This is a genomic window from Streptococcus sp. VTCC 12905, from assembly GCF_049893385.1.
Classification (GTDB): domain Bacteria; phylum Bacillota; class Bacilli; order Lactobacillales; family Streptococcaceae; genus Streptococcus; species Streptococcus suis_AA.
Genome location: NZ_JBMVJC010000024.1, coordinates 14,015 through 35,461, shown reverse-complemented (window position 1 = coordinate 35,461; position 21,447 = coordinate 14,015). Strand labels below are relative to the sequence as shown.

The following is a 21,447-nucleotide window of genomic DNA, read 5'->3' as shown; positions in this document are numbered from 1 at the left end:
CTCCAGTTTGTTTTTTATAACAGTATACTGGAGGAAGGAGTGATTGGATAGATACCTTGTTATTGGGCGGTTACTTTTCATCTACCCACTACAGTTGACAAAGAGCCCAAATAATGCAAAAAATCCTCACAAGCATGAGGATTTTCTTATTTTAAATTGTTCAATGCAGTACGTAGATAGTGACCAACACGAATACCTTTACCGACACGCTTGGTATTTTCAACCAAATCTTGGTAATCAGTATCAGAAAGATTGTCAATGGTAGCCTTCAAATCCTGAAGAGAATCTACTGCAATTCCACAGCCGTTCTCAAGCACAAAATGAGATAAGGCTGACTGTTTCCAAACGACAAGCGGGAACCCTGAGGCCAAGTAAAGTGACGCCTTGTGAGAGTTGTTATAGCGAAGGTACTCGCCGAAAACACCACTACATGTCTCAGCACTGTCGCCATCCCAGACAAGCCCAAAACCACCCTCAAGAGCTGCAGGAAGCTCATCAGGTAGGAAGGAACCAAAGTAGTTCTCATTCTCAAGAGCTCTGCTTTCGTCGAAGCCGACACCATAAAGGTTATAAGCAGGTTCTGCAGGAAGAGAGTAAAGATAACCAGCTTTTTCTTGTGCCAAGTTACCAGCTACAATAATTGGCTGATTCTTCGTGAAACCAGTCTTCTCTTGGAAATTTGGAATCAAATAGTCGAAAATGCCAAGGCTAACAATCTTATCTGCCGCAATCCCTTTATCTACCAATACAGATTTCATAATTGGATTGTGGGCAATGATACCATCAGCTGCACCAAGAAGACTTGATTCTTGAATTTGAATGTTAATCTTATGCTTCAAAGGGAGATTCTCAACATTGATATAACGAAGAGCTTCTAAATCGTGGATAATAAAATTAACTTTTACGCCTTTTTTCTGTGCTTTCTTTACATGATGTGTTGCAAAAAAACTATAATGAAGCATTGGGAACTGAATAAGTAACTCATCACCTTGCTTTAGTTGATTCAAGGCCTGACCAATAGCCTTAGATTTATGAAGCTGTTTTTTAAGTGTACCCATCTCGTACCAATTATCAACTGAAAGAACCAAGGATTGATAACCTTCTCTCTTTACAATTTCTTCAACATCATTACGAGCCTTATTACCGGCATTTTTAACATCGTTATCGTGTAAAAATTCTTCTTTTAAATAGTATTTCATCTCTTATTTCTCATTTTTCAAAAGCTGATTTTTCAGGATAGTATTCATTCAAGATTTCCTTTAAACGAATGATATTCTCCTCTTTAAAGTCAACATCATCATTCACACAAAGTAGTTTTTTACGTCTATCTTTAAAGATAGATTCCAGCTTATCCACCTGATTCAAACCGATTGTCTCTCCGAAACTTTTAGACATAGGGTAAAACTGGTTACTTTCAATTTGCCAATGCTGACAGATGTATTGATTAACATCTACTCCATAGTCTCTAATTGGATTTCGCGATGTTTTATCTAAAATTTCACCTTCAATTTCCCATAAATGTGCCAAGGTACTCTTCTTCATCGGAACAGGTAAATGCTGGTTCACGTATCTCGTAGGACCCCAAGGCAAGAGTAACAAGTTTTTCAAAACCAAGGAACCATAACGGAAATTAAAGAATTTCCATGGCGAAGACTTCAAAGCCTTCTTATTAGGAAAATGGCGATAAATTAATTCAACATTATTGTGATAAGTATTCGTAAATGGTGACCAAGGAACTAAGGCATCATAAACAGCTAAAAGCTTAGGCTGACCATTTTTATAAAAATCTGAAGGTTGACTGTCTCTAATCAAGTACGTATCATCATTGAAATACAAGTAGTTCTCCGACAACCCTTCAATACGATGAAGATTAAGCTCAATAGCTGCTGAATTATAGGTCGGTAGGTATTCTTTGGGCATAAATTCCCTATGAGTTACCAATTTGAGTTTTGGATGTTCCAAATTCAACCAGTCTGGCTTTTGCCCATTGGTAATCAAATAGACATTATTTACCCAAGGAGCATTCTTTTCAATCATTCGGAACCAGTAATTAAAAACACCATAATCACGATAACGTTGCTCACCATCAATTTCTTGGTTCAAATCAGAAACATTCTCAGTAACTGCTTGTTTCTCACGGATAAACTCTGGGGAACTTCCATCTACCCAAAGAACAACGATATCAATTTTTTTCTTGTGTCATATAGTAAATTCTTTCTCAACGACTTCTAGAGCACGCTCAATGACCACGTGCATGTCGTAGTATTTATAATCTGCAAGACGTCCACAGAAGATAACCTTGTCATTTTTCTCAGCTTCTTCTTGGTACTTAGCAAACATGGCATTGTTCTTTTCATCATTGATTGGGTAGTATGGTTCATCTCCACGTTTCCAATCAGCTGGGTATTCACGTGTGATAACTGTCTTAGGTTGTGTACCATACTCGAAGTGCTTGTGCTCAATGATACGAGTATAAGGAATCTCACGCTCTGTGTAGTTGACCACGGCATTTCCTTGATGATTTTCTTCATCCAAGACTTCGTGTTCAAAACGAAGACTGCGATACTCCAACTCACCATGTTTATAATCAAAGTACTGGTCAATCATTCCTGTAAAGACAACTTTTTCAGCTGAAGCTTCAAGCTCTTCACGATTGGCAAAGAAGTCAACTCCAAGCTCTACTTCTACATCTCCAAGCATATTTTCAATGATGACATTGTAACCACCGATCGGAATTCCTTGGTAACGGTCATTAAAGTAGTTGTTATCAAAAGTCAGACGAACCGGAAGACGCTTGATGATGAAAGGAGGCAGGTCTGTGGCAGAACGTCCCCATTGTTTTTCAGTGTATCCCTTGATCAACTTTTCGTAGATATCTGGTCCAATCAACTTGATAGCTTGTTCTTCCAAGTTTTTAGGCTCAACATCTTTCATATCAGCCGTTTGCTCAGCAATCTTGTCCTTAACTTCTTGAGGAGTCTTAGTGCCCCACATAGCATAAAATGTATTCATGTTAAATGGAAGGTTATAAAGACTGCCCTTGTAGTTAGCAATTGGTGAGTTGATATAGTTATTAAATTCAGCAAATTGGTTGACATAATCCCAAACTTTTTTATTTGAGGTATGGAAAATGTGAGCACCATACTTGTGAACGTTAATACCTTCAACATCTTCACAGTAGATATTGCCACCAATGTGATCACGCTTGTCAATCACTTTTACTTTTTTGCCACGTTTTGTAGCTTCATGTGCGAAGATTGCTCCGGACAAACCAGCACCAACGATAAGATAATCGTACATTATAAACTCCTTTTTATAATTTAACTATTCGATTGATATAAGGGATTTTCATTAATATCATACTTATTAGAAAACTAATCACTAATGTGAAAACAGGGAAAAATAAGTGTGCACCTACTATGTTAAACCCTATCAACTTTTGCCATATTTGCATAACATAGGTATGTATGATAAATACCCCCATCGTTTGGACTGATAACAAGTAGATCATTCTATGTTTAGAAGCATCAATGGTTAGCGTCAATAAGGTAAGAAATAGTCCTAAACTAATTACTTTTACCAAAAGATTGTCATAAAAATATTCAGCAAAAAGATTATGATAAGTAGTTTTTGCTATGAAAAATAATATTATCGGTGAAATCAATAACAAAAGTATGCTAACTATTTTCATCCATCCCTTAAAGATTGATTTTAAATTATCTATATTGAATTGTGCTACAAAACCACCTAAAATGTAGTAAAAGAACCAAGTCCATAATCTAAACGTCTGTATAACATAAATTTGTACTGGCATTTGAAGCAAAAAATTTATCAATTCAAAAATCAAACCAATAATTGTTAATACATATAGAAAGTATAAATAACTTCTTTTTGAATGTAAATACTTCTTCAATATCGGCAAGCATAAATAAATAAGTATTAGTGAGCCGAAAAACCAAAATTGGAAGAAATAACCCTTTTGTATCAAGGAAGCCAAAATTTTTTTAATTGGATTAATTGTGAAGTCTCTTTTAAGAAACCAAATGATAACGGTCCATGAAGACACTGTTATTAGTAACCATTTTATTTTATGTAGTATATAGGGATATGTTATCTTGCTCTTACCCAATAATAAATAACCATTTACCATAAAAAACAAGGGAATTGAATAAGTACCTAGATAATATAAATAAGATGAGTAATTCCATCGCCCTTAAACCCTGGCATCGTAGTATGAAGCAAAACAACTCCTATACAAGCAATTATTTTTATCAAGTCTAAGTTTATATTCCGTGCTTTCTTCATTCCTAATTTTCTCCTATTATTTGTTTTAATTCTTTAACATCTACCACTTTCAAAACTAGAATAGCAAGAAGGTAAATGAGGCCACCAAGCACTGCATACACAAGAACATTTAAAGTAGGTGGAAAATGCAAGAATGGTTTTGCACTTAGCAACAAGCCATACATCATAGTAGATGCGCATACAATTTTGGCCAAAGACTCAAGAATCGGTACTTCCTTGAGGTAAGGAAGGCAGAAGTACAATTGAATGAACCATACCAAAGCCTCTGTTAAAACTGATACAATTGAGGCACCAACAAAGCCAAATGGAGGAATTAACAAGAGATTAAGTCCAACACTGACAACAGCCGGAATAGTCGTAGAGAGCATAAACTCACGATGTTTATTGTGTGGAATCAAAATCTGGATTCCCATAATATTTGTCCAACCGATAAAGAACATCCTAAAGACCATAATAGCAATGGCAAGATAAGCCTCTTGGAAATCTTTCCCTAGGAAGAAACTCACAAAATCCTTATTAACAATCAAGAGACCTGCTATTATCGGGAAAATCACAAGATTATAAATCAAGAAAGACAACTCATGCATCTTGTTAACGGCCTTATGATCTCCGTTAGATAAAAGACCAGATACCCTTGGAAGCATTACACTTCCCAATGAAGTCACCAACGTCAACAAAATATTAATTATTTTCAAAGCCTGATCATAAATCCCTACATCATTTGTCGATGACAAGGCACCCAACATTGTACGATCCAAAGTCACGTATAGTGAAATGGCAACCTGAGGGAGAAACAGCAAAATAACAGGTTTAAGATGTTTCTTAGCATAGGATAAATCAAATTGTGGTTTTCCAATGTAAGGTCTCGCTGGTAACCACATACTTAATTGCCCAAGCAATTCAAAGAAGGTCAATAGGAAAACATAGAGATACAAATCACCAGGTGTTTTCACAAATAGGAAGATAGAAATAACTCCTAAAACCTTTACCGTTGTATTCCTTGCGGTAATACGACGAAAATCCTCCAAACCTTGGAATAACCAAGAAATATCCATTCCTTTCGATATCAAGCTTAATCCTAAGATATAAGCCACCATATTTTGCATACCAGGAAAGAACAAACATAATGATGTATACAAGACAAGAGACAAAATAGTCGCAATCAATTGGAGGGTATAAATACCCCAGAAATTTTTACGAATATCCTTTCGATGTCCTGAAATCTCTTTAGTACCATAGTTAGCAACACCTAAAGTTGCCAAAAGAATAAAGTAGGTCACAATCGAATTAAAGTAACCATAAGTACCTAAATCCTTTGAACTAAAAATCCTAGTAACATAAGGTGTCGTAATGATTGGTAAAACAATGACCAGTAATTGATAGGAAAGATTGTAGGCGTAATTTTTTAAAACTTTCATTCTACTCTCCCATTTTTACTTGCAATTCCTAGCATCATAAAAGTCAAATATGGTATCTTTTCCTAGATTAGTTTTAGTTAATTTTTTACCATTTTCAAAAACATAATTTATTGCGCAAACCGCCAAGTCGGTCCCATCCCTTTTAATGGCCGTCATTAATTTTTCATACATGAATGGTTCGATTGTATCGTCACTGTCCACAAACCCTAAATACTCACCTTTAGCTATATCTATGCCTGCATTTCTAGCTGATGACAACCCTCCATTCATCTTATGAATAACTTTAATTCTTTTATCCATGAGAGCGAAATCATCACAAATTTTTCCGGAGTTATCAGGAGAACCGTCATTTACTAAAATAATTTCTAAATTCTTATAAGTTTGATGAACTACCGATATGATACACTGTTCTAAATAATTTTCTACATTATAAATTGGAATAATAATTGAAACAAGAGTGTTACTATTAAAATCCATGAATACTCCTTCCAGGATACCTATTTATTTTTTAAGATTGTAACTAATCTAGGACTAACTTTTAATAATATAAGCCTAATAAATTTTTTTAAAGTTAGATATTGAACTTTATGTAACAATTTAAACTTTCTAACTTCTCTCAGTATGATATTATAATATTCTTCAAACTCAATTCTAAGTTCACTATTTAATGAAATCCACTCAAGAACCTCACCCTTTAATGATATTTCATTAATTTCACTTAACATTTTCAATTTTTTGTTGCTGTTACAATCTCTAGTAATAAATTCCGCAACTCTAATGGAACTATCAATTCTTGATGAAGTCAGTCTTTTATTTGTTAAAGATCCTTCTCTAAGAATATAAAAATAATCTGCAACAGTGCCATCCATAGATGCAAAATTTATGTTCTTAAGAGTTTGATAAATAAACAAAACGTCCTCTGCTGATTCTAAACTTTCATCAAATCGGAGTCCTTTTATAGTTTCATATTTAAATATTTTTGAAAAAAGATAACAATTTATCCCCTCACCTAAAAAGAATTTTCTTAAGGCTTCATCTGATGTTATTTGATTAAAAGATAAATCCGATATCTTTACCACCTCTTTATTCAAAATGTTATAACGACTTACAGAAGCTAACTCTGACTTAGTACTTATAGTAAGTTGATATAAATGTTCACAATATTTTGGAGATACAAAGTCATCTGAATCTACAAACACAACGTACTCTCCTTGAACATGTAGAAGACCTAGATTTCGAGCGCTAGAAACGCCGCCATTCTCTTTAGAAAAAAACTTAATTCGAGAATCAACTGCAGCATACTTCTTACATATCGATAATGATTTGTCTGTAGATCCATCATCAATTAGAAGTATTTCTATATTTAAATATGTTTGGTTAACTAAAGAGTCCAAACACTTAGCAATGTATTTTTCAACATTGTATACAGGAACAATAATACTGATTAACTCATTATTCACAACATCTCCTCACTATGATACTTATTCCTATTTATACCTTTTTAAATAAAATAAATACGCCAATGGTTTTAGCATACGTTCCCCAACAGATAGCTCTTGGGGAATATTTTCATTCTTTGATGTTGCTAGCGATAATGCTTGTTCATTCAAGGACACTTTAAACAATTCAACAATTCGGTTAAAACCTGATAAATTTTGCAGGATATATTTTTTTCTCTCTTTAAACAATAAATAAGTGCTCTTGGGGTTCTTCTTCCACAAATGGAAAATATTATTTGTTAGACCATGTTCTAGATATTCAAAAAAATATATTCTTCTATTAAGAGGAAGAAATTTTCCAAACTCCGATAGCATAATATAAAAAATTTCTTCAGACAAAAACTTCTCCCCCTCAAATGAAGGAAGTCTCAATTGACCAATGAATAAATTTTTAATAACAATTGCAGTCTCGATTGAAAGCCCGTATTTCAACTTTATATCAGGAATTGAAACATATTTAACGTTATCAGAAAGCCACTGAGGACTAGAATCCCTACCGTATCTTGGATAAACAATCCCTATTTCTTTATTTGAAGTCTTTTCTAAGTCTTGTAAGATTTTCTCGACAGCATCCATCGCAAGCCAATCATCACTATCAACTACTATATGACAATCAATTTTAGACATATAATCCAATGCCAAATTATAAGCGGTATGTTTACCCCCATTATCTTTTTTGAGATAATCAATTGCAACACAGCTATCTTCTTGAAATTTAGCAATCAAAAGTGGCGTTTCGTCTGTTGAGCCGTCATCTACTACCAACCATTTGAAATCCAAACATGTTTGCGATTTCAAAGTTTTATACAAAATACATAGTTCTTTAGCTCTATTATATGTTGGAGTGACAATATATAGCATTATTCCGTATTCCTCTCTAAAGTTAATTGATTATAGAAGAAAGAGCCACAAACAAAAAACAGAAAATCAAAATAAATATATCTTATATAATCTTCCATGAATGCATAAACTGCTATTGAAATAAATAAAATTAACAAGTTGTACCTTTTATTTATTAGCAATTCTCTAGAAACAATATAATAATACCAAAGGAACAAAGACATAAATATCACACCTGACAACGCAAATGTTGCCATATAGCTATTATCATGTATCATTTTATATACATAACCTTCACTGGTAACATATTTATACTTCATTATATTATCACCCAGAAGTGAAGGCACGTGTTCCAGTTCCAGTATTGCGCTATTATAAAACAGCCTCCCAGATAGCATGGTATTCAATACATCATAAACTTTTGTCCCTTTTAAAATTGATGATAATGCTACAGTAAATAAAAATATTATTGTTGGCAAATAAGGAACCGTGTTCAAAAAATATACTCCTATTTTTCTGGTAGATTTCATCACAAAAAGGCATATTAACACAAGTAAGACACTATATCGCCCAGTTCTTGATTGAGAAAAAAAATAAATAAACTCATTAGAAAGTAATATACCAATAATATGTATTCCTTTGATACGATCATAGTACTTACAAATAATTAAAAAGAGAATAAAAGAAAAACTCGCATGAAATGTATTTGGTGAACCAAATCCAAAACTATACCTAGTAACTACCTTAGATGTCCTATTGAATAAAATTGCTGAAGAGCTCCTAAAATGTAATATATAAGAAAATAGAACATATAAAAAAGAAGAAATCTTAGCAACCAATACAGTAGATAATACTCTATCTACATTAATATCTTTCATACCAAAAAAGAATAACAAAGCTACTAACAATGAAAAATCCTTAGAAATAAATGCATTAAATACTGAAAGGCTTCCCAAAACTAATAAAGAGAATAGTTGAGTAGGGGTGTATTTTTGATTCAATAATTTTAAAAAAATGAATAAAACAAATAAAATCAAAAAAATATTATAGATTTGATCTGCAAAAGAAGAATAAACAGATTTTAGATAGATAACAATGAAAACAAAGCAACAATATATATCTTCATAATTGAATACCATGGAAGATTTATTTTTTGAAATATTGTTTAAGTTTCTCATAAGTCCCTTCTCCTAAAACCATATCAATAAAAATACGTATCTTAATTTTTATAGGTAAAAAGATTTTCTTCATTTTTGCGTTAATTCCAGTACCATACCAGGTAGCATCATAATGGTGAATTGAATATGTGTTATCAGTAATTAAAGTTTTCCTTGTCTCCATATTATAAGGACAAAAATATTCTGTTGGATAGATTGTTAATCCAGCTACATCCTGAATAATATTTTTACTTGTTAGTCCGTATTTTTTTAACAACGACGTCGTAATTTCTACACAGGTCACGATATGCTGGGCATCAAATTTAAGATTTTCATAAATTTCCATATTTTTTTTGATAAACTTATGATGTTTTTCAGCACCAAAGCCCAATCCCGTAGCAACTTGTCCAGCAAACTCCATGCCCATAAAAGAATTATTACTTAATAAAGTATCTAATGACCGTATCAATTCCACGTCTGTATCAAGGTATATCCCACCTTCGTTATAAATAATGTCTAGGCGAGCATAATCAGACACAAAGGCATATTTTTTCGCATCGTAAGCTTCAGCGATAAATGGAATTTTATGAATGTTATAATTTGATTCGTTCCACTCTATTATTTCATAATCAGGGCAAAATTTCCTCCATGAGTTTATACATCTTTGAACAGTTTCGGGTAACGGATTTCCACCAAACCAACAATAATGAATCTTTTTAGGAATCATTCATCTAACCAAACTTTCTATTTCTTGTTTTAATTGACTATTAAATCTTAGGTTGTTCGAATTGGAACTTTCATCTACAATTAAATCTAAATTAAAATAATTTTGCAATTCATTAATTTCTTCTACGACAACGATACTTCCAAATCGTTCAGAAACCTGTTCAGCAAACTCAAGCTGATGATCATTTACATGCTCTCCAAACTTTTCCTGTCTTGGAACAACAATCGGTTTTTTTCCTTTAGCAATTGCTCCCATGAATGTCGCTGGACCACCATGCGTGATAATAATATCTGCACGATTCATGTAATCTTCCATTTCAGAATAAGAAATAATATTTTTCCAGTCACAGTATTGAGGCTCATAAGTTGAAAAACCTGTCTGAATAAAAACCTCATCTGTAATAATACCTTCTTTTTTTAAACGATCAACTTCCTTAATAAGCCTATTAAAGGGCTGTTCATGAGTTCCAACTGTAACAAAAATCATTAAAAAATACTCCCCAGATTAATAGCTTTGGGATAGACAGTTTTCATCTCCTCCCACTGAACAATAAATTTATCTGTCACTGGATAAACCAACTTTCCAGTCACAGTCGGTTTATCTATTCTATCAAATACTTCGATATAAACCGTTTTCGCTCCAAACAGTTTACCCAGATAAAAAAATGGAACTGCTACCGCTGCTCCTGATGAAATAATAACGTCAGGTTTTTCTTTTCTTAAAATTTCAAGTGCTAAGAAAGTGTTCTTTACCAAATTTTTAAAATTTCTGTTAGTCGGAAAATAACACGGATAAAATTTTTCATCACTTAACACACTTCTTGCGTCTTCTTTATCAAATGTAACCCAGAAACGGCTATGTTCACTCCAAAAGGGTTTTAGCATATTCAAATGTGCCAAATGTCCACCAGAAGAACCTACTAAACAAACTTTCATAATATACTCTACTTACTTCCCTCTTTTTTAAATACTACGAAGATAGTCTTCAATAATATCTTGATATCCGACCAAATTGACCAGTTATCGATATATTCAACATCGAGTTTAACTACTTCGTCAAAGTCCGTAATATTGCTACGCCCACTAACTTGCCATAAGCCGGTAATTCCTGGTTTGAAGCTGAGGCGACGTTTTTGACTTGGTGTATACTTTTCAAATTCATCCACTGTCGGTGGACGTGTACCTACCAAGCTCATATCACCAACTAGCACATTATAAAACTGTGGCAATTCATCTAGACTTGTTTTTCGGATAAACTGACCAATAGGTGTAATACGTGGGTCATTATCCATTTTAAACATACCACCCTGCATCTGGTTTTGAGACATAAGTTCTTTTTTCCGTTCCTCTGCATCTATATACATAGAACGGAATTTATAAAATTTAAAGATACGTCCGTTTTTCCCTACTCGTTTCTGAACGAAAATGGCAGGTCCTCCATCTTTCCGAATGATAGGGGCTAAGACAATCCCGACCAGACCACAAATTAGAAGACCAATCACAGCCCCAAAGATATCCAACATGCGCTTTAGAAAGATATGGCTAGGTTTGTAATAATTGGAGTTAAAAGTCACGATGCTATGGTCTCCAACTTGTTTGATTTTTTTATTTTTTAAAGCCCTGAAATCAAATAAGTTAATATCTACACTCACATCAATACCCATGACTTCAAAATCAGAAACAAGTTGTTTGAGATCGTAATGTTCACTCGGTAAGTTGATAAACACATGGTCGACAACTTCGTGGGTCGCAAAGTCAATCGCATCATCAAAAGGAACTACTGGAACTACCTCTGGAAAGGCCACATCACCATCTCCGATGACTACTATACCCGCCAAATATTTTGTAGGAAGTTGATCTGACTCAAAGAGCCCCTCCATTAATCGCAATCTCTCAGTAGTGGTAATGACTAAAGTATTCTTCTGTTGTTCAGCAGTCATAAGGAAGAGATATTTATATCTACGCACAGTGCAGTTGATAATATAAACGATGATAAAGGTAAGAATGGTAAATAATGCCAACCAACGTCTCGTAATGATAAAACTATCTCCCAAAAAAAAAGAAAATGAAATGAGGAGTATGTCGAAAATCAAAACATACCTAGTGACCCGTTCAAACTCTATTAAGTAGCCCCTACTCTCAAATTCTGATGACATACGTGAGAAATAAAAAGCCACAAAATGCAGGGCAATAATCAATAGCGTCCCTATCTGATTCATCTTTGAGGTGGGTAAGTGGGTGGTAATGGAGACAGCCACTACTACCCCAATCAATTCTAAAAGCGCCAGTCTAAACTGGCGGTATTCATTAATATTTACCATTTCATCTCCTACATCAATGGATATCTTTCTATACAATTGACTACTTTTTCATCTCCACTAAATTATTGAAAGGCAAGATTTCGCGTTTATTTCAATTTTATATCCTAATTTTTGAGTAGCATCAAAGGATTCTTCTTCATCAATGCCTTTGCCCGGTCTATCCCATATTTTTTTTCAATAATTGCAAAGGCCTCCTGCATATATGGTCTCCTCTTAACCATATTGTGCATATCGCTTGCCACACAGGTGACCAGATCATTATCTAAAAAGTATTGCACCTGTTTTTTAAAGGGTTTGGCAACATCTCCAATCAAGCTTGGTTTTAAGACATGATTGCTATTTACCTGAGTAAAGCACCCCTTATCGATGAGTTCGGCTACCCTTTCTCCCTTGAAAGCCAAGGCGTCGTAACGCTCGATATGGGCAATTACAGGAGTTAATCCTAACAATATGATTTCATTGACTGCCTCTTGGATTTCCTTCCAAGGGGTATTCATACTAAATTCGACCAATACCTGTTTCGTACCATTCAGGGTTGGTAGTTTCTTGGCATCCAATTTGCCAATAATATCCTTTGTCAATAATATCCTTTGTCAATAATATCCTTTGTATAGTAGAGTTCACCACCATAACAAAGAGTCAATTCTGGAAACCGTTCGGCTACTACTTTTTTTAGCTCTAGATAATTGGCCATGATGATTTTCTCGGGCGTTTCAAACATACCTTTTCGTCGGTGAGATGTCGCTACAATCATCCGAACGCCCTGCCGCCGTGCCTCATCAATTAATGTAAGGCTCTCCTCGAGTGTTTTCGCCCCATCGTCCACACCAAATATGATATGGGAATGAATGTCTATCATTTTGTTACTCCTACATTTGAGAATTGATTATGATGACTACTAGGCTTTTTTACCATAGTTCCCATAGTTGCCGTAATTGCCGTAGGCTCCATATTTTTCCGTAGCTACATCATATTTATTCAGGATAACACCTAAGAATGGTGTACCAGTTTGCTCTAGTTGTTCTGCTACTTTCTTAACCCCTGACCGTTTGACACGACCAGCCTCTGCGACAACGGCCATACCATCACACTTCTGTGCAATGATGGCTGCATCAATGACCAATCCCAAAGGTGCGCAGTCGACAATGACATAATCAAAATAGCGACGGAGCGTTGTGATGAGATTATCGAAATTTTTGCTTTGCAACAAGGCTGTAGGGTTCGGTGAAGTCTTACCAGATTCGATGACTGTTAAGTTCGGAACATCTGTGTCGCACAAGCCCTGTGACAAGTCGGTTGTTCCAGCCAGATAGTCTGTCAGACCCGTAATTTTTCTCGCGGGCTTGAAGAAACCAGACATGACTGAATTACGAATATCAGCGTCCAACAAAATGGTTTTATAGCCTGAGCGAGCATAGGCAATCGCCAGGCTGGCTGCAGTCGTACTCTTTCCTTCATTTGCATCGACTGAAGTTATCCCAATGACCTTCAATTCTGAACCACTCAACTGGATATTTGTTCGGATGGCGTTAAAGTATTCCTCGGTCTTTTTGATTAATCCACGTTTATTACTTGCTAATTGTAAAGTTGCCATGTTCTTCTCCTATTTCAATTTCTCAGCTTTTGGTACGATACCCAGCAAGGTCATCCCTAAGCCTTCTTCGATATCTTGTGGTCGTTTCACACGATCATCCAACACTTCGAGGACAAGCGCCAAGGCAGTTGCAAGGAAGGCACCTGCAACAAAGCCTAAGACAAGGTTACGTTTCGTTTGCGGTGTCGATGGGTTTTCTGCTGGCAGGGCTGCTTCCAAAGTAGTCACATCACTTACCTTGGTCACCTCAATAATCTTTTTAGCTGCCTCATCACGAAGCGTATTAGCGATGGTTGCTGCTTGATTCGGATCACTGTCACGAACGGTGATAGACAAAATACGTGTATCAACAGGGATTTCCACTGTAATTTTCTCTTCAATATCATCCGTAATTCCTAGGGTTGTTGTCACATTTTTCAAAACATCTTGAGATAGGATAATTTCCTTATAGTCTTTTACCAAGAAACTACCTGCTTGTAAGTCTTGGTTGGTGATACCAGCTCCGTTATCACTACTTTGATTGACTACATAGAGACGTGTGGTTGAATCATACTAAGGAGTCGCTAAAAAGGCACTGTAGGCAAATGCTAGACCAGTTGTCAATATAGCTGTTAAGAGAATCAGGAATTTCTTTCTCCAAATCGTTCTCAATAGTGATAAGACATCAATTTCAATTGTATTTGCTTCTTGGTTATTCATCATTGCTCCAAAATTATTCCATTTCTATCGTTTTATTGACCCGCTAAGGTCGCATTGATTGCTGCTTTTGCTTGTTCCAGGCTATCTGGATCGAGCTCCATCATGTAGAGGGCATATCCAGGCATGGCGTAGGATGGAAGAACTCCTGTACTTCCTGTTCCACTTACGGCTTGTGAAGTTACAGTAAAGTTTCCACCAGTTTCTAGCTGTTGGTTGACCAACTCCATCATGGTTTCCAACTGCATATCAGTCTGGATAGAGTCAGAAAGTGATTGCATAATTTCCTGATAATGAAGCAGATTTTCAGGCTGGGTCAGCTTGTTAATCAAGGCTGCAATCACCTTTTCTTGGTTCTTACCCCGGTCATTATCCCCATTGGCAAGTGAGTACCGTTCTCGAACAAAGCCCAAAGCTTGATCGGAGTCTAAATGTACCTGTCCTACTGGGAAATAATAATCTCCATGCAAACTTGTAAATTCTTGTGTATTTTCTACATCAACCCCACCCACAACATCGATAAGCTTGATGAAGGAAGTAAAGTTGAGTCGGGCATAGTAATGAATGTCAATACCATAGAGTTGTTCCAAGGTTTGGACGGAAGTATCGACACCATAGATCCCTGCGTGCGTAAGCTTATCTTTTTGGTTTTGACCAGCTCCTGGAATGGTAACATAGGCATCCCGAGGTGTTGTTGTCAGCAATATCTTTTTGGTATCCCGATTGATGGTCATAATGATATTGACGTCAGATCGAGATACGGATGAAATTGATCCAAAAGTATCAATACCGCTGATGTAGATATTGATGGCATTACCCGTTTCTTGATTTGTACTTGAAGATTCGTTTTTAATTTCATTGGTCATAGAGTACAAGACCTTGATTTTCGAATCAACCTCTGGATCTTCTGCACGAAGCATTTCTAAGAAGACACTGTTCAAGACCATTGCATCTCCTTGACCAGCCAGCATGGCTTGATAAGCATCCATATAAGAAGCTGTTGGAGTCGGTGTCAAGGTAACGTTTTTTTCTGACTGTAAGCTATCTAAAAGCTTGGTAATATTGTCTCCGTCATTGTCAACGGGAGCAAGCAAGCTCGTTACTTGGCTCACATCGCTAATCGTGCTGTCTGCTGGTACAATGATTTCCATATCATAGCTAGAGTAACTAGCGTTTTTATTGACTGTAGAGCCCAATTGTACCAAGCTTTGTACTCCCCAGATACCAAATCCAGAAAGGGCGATACCAATAATAAGGAGGACGGTTGTCCATTTTTTTGCCTTTTTCCTAAGAAGCAGGAAAACCCCAACCACTCCTAGTACAGCCATTGCCCCTACTAAAAAGTGATTGAGGTTACGAAAGTTAAAAATCTGGTACCGATAAATACTGTAGGCTAAAAAAACAGCGGAAACGCTGTACACTACAAAAAGACCCCAATTTAATAGGGTCAAAACTGATTTTTTATTATTTCTCTTATTTCTCTTAGTTCTTCTCGATTCCATAGTACTCCTAAATTCACCAGCTCAATTCAACTTAATACGATAATAAAAAGTCTATTAGAATAATGGTACACTAATTTGGCCAATTATTCAAGTGAAATAAAGTTTTTTTGGTAATAAAAGCGTCAACATTTATATTTTCCCGAACGAGAACAACTAGCCTCTTAAAACGTTTGCGTATTTCTGTTAAAAATGACAGGAAATCGACATATTAAAAAAAAACAAGCACCCACCATTTGAGGCCAATGGAAAGGTACTTGTCTGTTTATCATTAATCAATAGATTTCAGTGCTTCTAGCATATCAACCTTTCTCAACTGGTGGTTGACATACCAACCAAGGAAGGCTAGAATGCCCACAATCGCTAAGATAGGTATGAGATAGACTTCTGCTCCTACTTCTGGATTGAAGCGGATGCTATCAGAGCCAATCATATAGAGCAAGAGTCGGTGGAGATAGAAGCCACCAATTAGTCCAGCCACAATCCCGATAGTAGACAAAACTATGGTTTCACGATAAATGTAGAGGGTTACTTCTTTATTATGAAATCCAAGTACGCGAATGGTGGATAATTCTCGGATACGTTCTGACATATTGATAATGGTCAAATTGTAGAGAATCACCAGTCCGAGTAAGATGGACAGTACCACCAAAATGGTCATGACGCTCTGAAGAGAGGCTGCCATTGTCGTTAGCATGGCCATGTGAGAGGTATTCTGTACTAGACTTTTGACAGCAGTCATATCCAATAATTGGCTGGATACTTCTTGTACATGTTGGGCACTATCTTTTTTGAGTTGGACTAGGTAGGCGTTTGCTAATTTTCTGCTACCCGTCACCTCCTGATAGTATTCATCCCTCATAAAAATAAAGTGTCCAGCATACATGTCAGCAATACCATCTACTCGAACTTCAACTTCTTTGTCATTAAGGGTCAACTTAAGCTTATCACCAAGGGCAACATCATATAATTGTGCGAGTTTTTCAGTCAGAATCACGCCTCGTCCTGTTAGAGTGAGTTCTCTTCCTTTACTGGTTTCAAGCTCTATCAAATGTCCCATATCTGGTCTATCCGTGATATAGAGGCTGATGGATGCTGTTTTTTCTTGGTCATTTGAGGTGATTTTTTCTGTTATTTGTTCAAATGCCACAGGTAAGGATTGACGAACTTGGTCAGACTGTAGAAAATCAGACAGTCCATCTAGTTCTTCCTCAGAAGCTTTGCTATTTTCCACCACCAACATATCATAATGGATCAGGTCGCCAAACTGTCGGTCGACGACACCAGAGATAGAGGAACGGATGCCCAAGCCGCCAAATAGGAGTGCAACTGTCCCCGCCACGCCAAAGATGGTCATCAGCATCCGCAGTTTGTAGCGGAAGATGTTGCGAGCTGTCACCTTATGGGTGAAACTGAGGCGAGACCAGACAAAGCGCCAGCGCTCAAGAAGGATTTTTGAGCCTGATACTGGTGGTTTGGGTAAGAGGAGACTGGCTGGCTTTTCAAAGAGTTCGCGTTGCGCGACCAGATAGGCAGGCAGTACCGCGGATAAGAGCGTTAAGCCGATGGCTAGACTGGTCCACAGTGGGTAGAAATATAGGGTGGATGCGCCGATAAACGTTGTCTCAGTAATAATAGAAGAGATGAGTGGAGATAGGACTGTGTTTCCCAAGATGATGCCAACGATTGCCCCTGCAAGCCCAGCGCTTAGTCCGTACAAAACAAACTTAGCCATGATTTGTTTATTGGTGTAGCCTAAGGCTTTAAACAATCCAGACTGGGTGCGTTCTTCATCTACAAAACGTGCCATTGTGGTAAAGGTCACTAAGGCAGCAACCAGATATAAGACGACAGGGAAGACATTTCCAACTGCTGCGATGGATTTGGAGGCATTTTGATAGGTTACATAGCCATCACTGCCCGGCAAGGTCGAGCGTGTGTAGACTTGATAACTGGATTTTTCAATTTTACTCAACTCTGTCTTAGCGTCTTCAATTTCGCTCTGAGCTGCTGTAATTTCTTTTTCAGCTTGTGCTTTTTGAGTGGAGAATTCTTGACTTGCCTTGCTTAGTGCTTCGTCCGCCTGATTGAGTCTGAGTTCCTCTTGGTTGAGGGTCAGGCTGGAGGATTGCAATTGTTGGACACCCCATTCATAATTAGCAACACCTTTTTGATAGGCAGCGTAGCCATTTTCGTATTCCGTCAACCCAGCATTATACTGTGCTAGGCCTGATTGGTATTCTACATTCCACGCTTCATATTGCTTTTGTCCTGCTTGATATTCGGTTTTTTTCGATTGTAACAAGTCAAAGCCAGCTTGATAGCCTGCATGAGCTTGTTCAAATTCGGTTTCCAATTGATCCAAACGTGCCTTTTCAGCATCTAGGGCTTCTTGGCGCGCCAGCAATTCAGGATAGTCGGATAAACTCTCACCTTCCTGCACTTGGCTTTCTACTTGGGTATTTAGGTCATTTTGCTCTTGAAACCATGCATTTCTACCAGAGGAAATGGTGGCGCCTAGATCATTTAATTTGGCATTTTGTTTGTCTAATTCTTGTTGGGCTGTTTCCAATTGCTGAGCGGATTGTGAGAGTTGAGCTGCGCTCGCATCCAAGAAGGATTTAGTTTGATCTAATTTTTTCTTGGATTCATCCAATTGCTGTTTGCTGGCCTCCAAGCGAGATTTTGTGTCAAGTAAAGTTGCATATGCTAATCTCAGCTCGGATTCAGACTGTATGATTTTAGCCCTTCCACGCGCAAATTTTTCCCGACCTGTTGCCAGCTGGGCATTGCCTTCTTGGATATCCTTCTCGGCATCTGCTAATTCCTGTTGGGCTTTGGCAATTTCTTGCTCTCCCTTTGAAATTCCCTCTTGTCCATCTGCTTGAATGCTTGCAAGACGCTCTTCATCATTATCAGCGACAAGCGATTCCAGTTGCTTTTTATGGTCCTCCAGCTTTTCAGTATAGGCTTGACTGGCATAGGAAAGCTTTGCCAAATCATCATAGGAAATCCGTGCAATCATATAGACATTTGATTGGAAGACAGATGGTAATACGACCCCGTAGCCTGTCAGCTGTCCTGTACCACTACTAGCCATTCCCATGGTGACATTGTCCCAAATCTCAGAAGAAGCTACAAAACCTACAACTGTGAACGCTGTTTCTTTTAGCACAGTACCATTTTTATCAGGTTCTTTGATACTAAAAGTATCTCCAATCTGATAGCTTGCTTGAAGTGAGGGAGATAAGGCTATCTGATTTTCAGCGGTTGGAAAATTTCCCTCTACTAAGGTGTACTGGGATAACTCTTCTGGTTTTGAAAACACTCGAACAGCCTGATGGTCTTCTTGCAGGACTACATCCTTGAAATACCCTGGCTCAACTGTTGCATTGTCAATCGTTTGGAGCTCTTTCACATCGTCTTGGGTGATGCCAAGTTCGGACATTACAGCCAAATCCATGGTTCGAGTGGCTTCTATGTAGGCCTGAGCAGTCCGCTCCATGTTTGGAGCAGTCACCTTCAATCCTGTCAGTGCCAGCGAGCCCAACATCATCAAGCTAAAAATAGATAAAAATCGCCCTTTGGAGGACAACATGGATTGTCGAATGTCCTTCCAATAGATGGTCTTTTTCATAGTCTCTCCTAATATTCTAGACTGCTAATGTCCTGTGGTCTCGGGTTTGTTTCAATTGAATGAATTCGTGCATCCCGCATACGAATCACTCGATCTGCAATTGGAGCGAGTGCAGCATTGTGCGTCACAATGATGACTGTTGCGCCTTCTTTTCGAGACATATCTTGAAGGATTTGCAAGACCTGTTTTCCTGTCTGATAATCCAGGGCTCCTGTTGGCTCATCACAGAGCAGTAATTTGGGCTTCTTTGCCACGGCACGCGCAATGGCCACACGTTGCTGCTCCCCTCCTGACAATTGAGCAGGGAAATTGTTCTTCCGATCTCCTAAACCAACCCTTTCCAAGACCTCTTCAGCATCAAGAGCATTTTTCACAATCTCCGCAGCCAATTCTACATTTTCCTTGGCAGTTAAATTGGCTACTAGGTTATAAAATTGGAAAACAAAGCCCACATCATCTCTCCGATAATTGGTCAATTCATGGCTTGATAATTTTGCAATGTCTACACCATCAATGAAGACCTCTCCCTCGTCTGCCTGATCCATTCCACCTAAGATATTGAGCAAGGTAGATTTACCAGCTCCTGACGAACCTAAAATAATTACTAATTCTCCCTTTTCTATATCAAAGGTCACATCTTTATTTGCCATAATCAGCGCTTCACCCATAGGGTAAAATTTGCCTTCATTTTTCACTTGGATATAGGTCATATGACACCTCTTTCTACCTATGATTATAGCATAAAAAAGACAACCCTTCGATTTCCAAGGGTTGTGACTTTAGTAACGATTACAAGATAGGACAACCAACCCAGTCTCGTATTTCCGTGAAGGAGTAGTTTGGGTTTTACTTGGTCGTAGTGAAATTGGTCATAGGCACGCCACGATCGCTTGGTCGCTTCGCTATTTCATAAAATCGTCATCATTATAACGAGTAGCTATCTTTTTGTCAAAAAATGAAGCCACTACTTAATCCGTTTCAGTGCAGAACTGTTTAAGTAGTGGCCTTTCCGTATGTGGCAAAACAAAAGCTACAAGGAAATGAGCCTGAGTGCCTTGAGCAAGCACATTTAGTGTAGCACATTGAGATTATTTTGTCATGTCAAACAGTTATTCCTTTAGTGGGTACGGTCACAAAACAAGCGTTTTTCTTGGTTTGAACATTTACCCCAATTCCTTCACCACTTCGATGACGGATTCATAATCAGGGTGTGTATTGACATTGTCCACGTACTCAACATACAGAATGGTATTGTCACTATCTAGGACAAATACAGCTCTTGCAAGCAAATGCCATTCCTCCATCAACACCCCATAGGCTTTTCCAAATGCATGGTCATAATAATCCGATAAGGTCACAGCATTTTCTAGGCCTGCTGCCCCACACCAGCGTTTTTGAGCAAATGGTAGATCCACTGAAACAGTGATGACAGCTGTATCTTCATTGAGTGCCAACTCTTGGTTGAACCGGCGAGTTTGTGTATCACAGACACCTGTATCCAACGATGGAACGACACTAATCACCTTTATTTTCTGACCGAAGTCTGAAAGAAGTTTTACCTGTAAATCATTATCCATCAACACAAAATTAGGCGCTTTATCCCCTACTGTCAAACGGGGGCCAATCAAAGTTACAGTTTGTCCAATAAATGTTGTCATATGCTTTCTCCATTCCTTTTGTTATCATTGTAGGCGTTTAAGTAATTTTTAGCCACTAATTTGTTTGGGAATATTATAAGCATAGAAAGAACTGAGG

Annotated in this window: 17 protein-coding genes and 3 pseudogenes; all 20 read right to left on the bottom strand. The window is 37.3% G+C overall.

Translation table 11 applies throughout. The features are described 5' to 3' along the window. Window positions 1–146 precede the first annotated feature (146 nt). On the bottom strand, window positions 147–1,199 hold the full coding sequence (locus ACPC58_RS08655; RefSeq protein WP_434065799.1) for a galactofuranosyltransferase: 1,053 nt from the start codon (window positions 1,197–1,199) through the stop codon (window positions 147–149). A gap of 10 nt (window positions 1,200–1,209) precedes the next feature. Then, a complete protein-coding gene (locus ACPC58_RS08650) occupies window positions 1,210–2,187 on the bottom strand; it encodes a Stealth CR1 domain-containing protein (RefSeq protein ID WP_434065800.1) in 978 nt (325 codons plus the stop codon). 12 nt (window positions 2,188–2,199) lie between these two features. Further along, entirely contained in the window at window positions 2,200–3,300 is a 1,101-nt protein-coding gene (gene glf / locus ACPC58_RS08645; protein WP_071417369.1) for a UDP-galactopyranose mutase, read from the bottom strand. Between the two features lie 13 nt (window positions 3,301–3,313). Beyond that, window positions 3,314–4,305, bottom strand: a pseudogene (locus ACPC58_RS08640) (acyltransferase). A gap of 2 nt (window positions 4,306–4,307) precedes the next feature. Beyond that, the gene (locus tag ACPC58_RS08635; RefSeq protein WP_014334587.1) at window positions 4,308–5,723 is read right to left on the bottom strand and encodes a flippase; all 1,416 of its coding nucleotides are present in this window, start codon (window positions 5,721–5,723) and stop codon (window positions 4,308–4,310) included. Between the two features lie 15 nt (window positions 5,724–5,738). Next, window positions 5,739–6,200, bottom strand: a complete 462-nt coding sequence (locus tag ACPC58_RS08630; RefSeq protein ID WP_434065798.1) for a glycosyltransferase — start codon at window positions 6,198–6,200, stop codon at window positions 5,739–5,741. A gap of 20 nt (window positions 6,201–6,220) precedes the next feature. Then, window positions 6,221–7,183, bottom strand: coding sequence for a glycosyltransferase family 2 protein (locus ACPC58_RS08625; RefSeq protein ID WP_434065797.1), 963 nt, complete (start codon window positions 7,181–7,183; stop codon window positions 6,221–6,223). 27 nt (window positions 7,184–7,210) lie between these two features. After that, the gene (locus tag ACPC58_RS08620; RefSeq protein ID WP_434065796.1) at window positions 7,211–8,083 is read right to left on the bottom strand and encodes a glycosyltransferase family A protein; all 873 of its coding nucleotides are present in this window, start codon (window positions 8,081–8,083) and stop codon (window positions 7,211–7,213) included. Further along, entirely contained in the window at window positions 8,083–9,240 is a 1,158-nt protein-coding gene (locus ACPC58_RS08615; RefSeq protein ID WP_434065795.1) for a hypothetical protein, read from the bottom strand. Before ACPC58_RS08615 ends, ACPC58_RS08620 begins: the two co-directional genes overlap by 1 nt. Continuing rightward, the gene (locus ACPC58_RS08610) at window positions 9,209–9,946 is read right to left on the bottom strand and encodes a glycosyltransferase family 32 protein (RefSeq protein WP_115266070.1); all 738 of its coding nucleotides are present in this window, start codon (window positions 9,944–9,946) and stop codon (window positions 9,209–9,211) included. The genes ACPC58_RS08615 and ACPC58_RS08610 overlap by 32 nt, the downstream gene beginning before the upstream one ends. After that, window positions 9,947–10,432: a glycosyltransferase gene (locus tag ACPC58_RS08605; protein ID WP_099421129.1), complete on the bottom strand. Its 486-nt coding sequence runs from the start codon at window positions 10,430–10,432 to the stop codon at window positions 9,947–9,949. It abuts the gene before it with no gap. Then, window positions 10,432–10,881: a PssD/Cps14F family polysaccharide biosynthesis glycosyltransferase gene (gene pssD / locus ACPC58_RS08600; RefSeq protein ID WP_099421128.1), complete on the bottom strand. Its 450-nt coding sequence runs from the start codon at window positions 10,879–10,881 to the stop codon at window positions 10,432–10,434. The genes ACPC58_RS08605 and pssD overlap by 1 nt, the downstream gene beginning before the upstream one ends. Window positions 10,882–10,889: 8 nt before the next feature. After that, entirely contained in the window at window positions 10,890–12,266 is a 1,377-nt protein-coding gene (locus ACPC58_RS08595; RefSeq protein WP_434065794.1) for a sugar transferase, read from the bottom strand. A gap of 104 nt (window positions 12,267–12,370) precedes the next feature. Then, a pseudogene (locus ACPC58_RS08590) lies at window positions 12,371–13,125 on the bottom strand (CpsB/CapC family capsule biosynthesis tyrosine phosphatase). A gap of 39 nt (window positions 13,126–13,164) precedes the next feature. Further along, window positions 13,165–13,860 carry a tyrosine-protein kinase gene (locus ACPC58_RS08585; RefSeq protein ID WP_434065793.1) on the bottom strand — a complete coding sequence of 232 codons (696 nt, stop codon included), beginning with the start codon at window positions 13,858–13,860 and terminating at the stop codon, window positions 13,165–13,167. Window positions 13,861–13,869: 9 nt separating this feature from the next. Beyond that, window positions 13,870–14,559: pseudogene (locus ACPC58_RS08580) on the bottom strand (YveK family protein). Window positions 14,560–14,591: 32 nt separating this feature from the next. Continuing rightward, on the bottom strand, window positions 14,592–16,058 hold the full coding sequence (locus ACPC58_RS08575; RefSeq protein WP_434065792.1) for an LCP family protein: 1,467 nt from the start codon (window positions 16,056–16,058) through the stop codon (window positions 14,592–14,594). Between the two features lie 268 nt (window positions 16,059–16,326). Further along, entirely contained in the window at window positions 16,327–19,692 is a 3,366-nt protein-coding gene (locus ACPC58_RS08570; RefSeq protein WP_434065791.1) for an FtsX-like permease family protein, read from the bottom strand. Window positions 19,693–19,700: 8 nt separating this feature from the next. Further along, a complete protein-coding gene (locus tag ACPC58_RS08565; RefSeq protein ID WP_434065790.1) occupies window positions 19,701–20,402 on the bottom strand; it encodes an ABC transporter ATP-binding protein in 702 nt (233 codons plus the stop codon). A 453-nt stretch (window positions 20,403–20,855) separates the two neighbouring features. Further along, window positions 20,856–21,350, bottom strand: a complete 495-nt coding sequence (tpx, locus tag ACPC58_RS08560) for a thiol peroxidase (RefSeq protein WP_217374048.1) — start codon at window positions 21,348–21,350, stop codon at window positions 20,856–20,858. Between the last annotated feature and the right edge of the window lie 97 nt (window positions 21,351–21,447).